The sequence below is a fragment of the Agathobacter ruminis genome (assembly GCF_002735305.1).
Taxonomy (GTDB): Bacteria; Bacillota; Clostridia; order Lachnospirales; family Lachnospiraceae; genus Roseburia; species Roseburia ruminis.
This window is the reverse complement of the sequence record NZ_PDYG01000083.1, coordinates 1-1,172: the sequence shown is the minus strand read 5'-3', so window position 1 is coordinate 1,172 and position 1,172 is coordinate 1. Positions and strand designations below refer to the sequence as shown.

General features: G+C 34.9%; 2 protein-coding genes. Both read left to right on the top strand.

Annotated features, from left to right (window positions below; translation table 11 throughout):
• The first annotated feature begins 60 nt into the window (after positions 1–60).
• Complete coding sequence (locus tag CSX02_RS09925; RefSeq protein ID WP_099386579.1) at positions 61–864, top strand: hypothetical protein; 804 nt, start codon at positions 61–63, stop codon at positions 862–864.
• A gap of 37 nt (positions 865–901) precedes the next feature.
• Positions 902–1,054 carry an RHS repeat-associated core domain-containing protein gene (locus CSX02_RS14180; RefSeq protein ID WP_408607293.1) on the top strand — a complete coding sequence of 51 codons (153 nt, stop codon included), beginning with the start codon at positions 902–904 and terminating at the stop codon, positions 1,052–1,054.
• The last annotated feature ends 118 nt before the right edge of the window (positions 1,055–1,172 follow it).

Genomic DNA, 1,172 nt, shown 5'->3' with positions numbered 1-1,172 from the left:
ACTACGAAAAGAACCTTCAGGGTGATGTGGTAGGCATCCTCAATACAGAAGGAGAAGAAGATGGCATATGAAGATTATGAAATACCAGAGATAACAACGTGTATTTATTATTATGAAAAAGAATTGTGTTATAACATCGGAGAATGTAGTTTTAAAGAGTTTTGTGAAAAGTTTTGGGAATTGTTAGTTTATAATGACTATTCAGATGTCATCAATATCGAGATTGGAAAGGATAGATTGGTTAACGGGATATCTGAAGAGTATACGGTTAAATTTAATAAAAAACAAATTTCATCTCTTGATTTGAAAAATTTCATCTTTGAGTTGGCATCTGACGATGGTATTTCACCTATTTCGCTTATTCATAAGGAACACAGAGAAGAAAAGTGGCGTATTACATGGTTTAAAGATTATCAAGTTGGTGAGGGGCGTCGAGTCAGTGATTATACGTTTAATCATATTTCTATAACACACACATATGACTTTTTGGAATCTTATGAAAAGCAAATAAAATATATAAATTTGTTCTGTGGTCTTTGCGATTTGTTTTCTGCTTTTTATGGGAAAATTAGTGATTTGGATTCAAGTATAGAATTATTAGACCGGACCAAAGAAACGGTTTTCAACGAATCCTATTTACAAACCATATATTGGGGAAATTATCTGGGTCCAAAATACTGCAAACAGTTTGGTCAGGAGCGTTTGGAGCAAATTGAATGCTATGAAAAACGCAAAACTGAAAAAGGCTTTTATTTTGCACTTTCCGATAATATGTTGGATGAGTTGAAAGGCTGTGATTTTAGGCAAAGGAAAAGAATACTAAAGAAGCTTACCCAAAAGAATTGGTTTCATCGTCAAAAATAATTACAATGCCTAAGAAAAAGAAACAGAAGTTGTTGAACTGTATTACCTACAGAGTCGCTACTATAGTGCAGACCTTATGAGATTCCTGTCCGAGGATGACCTGGTACTCTCGAATAACCAGAGCGAACCACTGGGAAGCAATCTGTATGGGTATTGTGTGAATAATCAGGAAAAAATGGTTAAAGGATGATTTGTCTCACAGATAAGTTTGAATGATAATCTCTCCAAAAAAGTGCAAAACTTTAAGCGTGAATTTGAACAGTTCAAGTCTCGCTCGCGAGACTTGGCGCGAGATTTGCGTCAGCGTA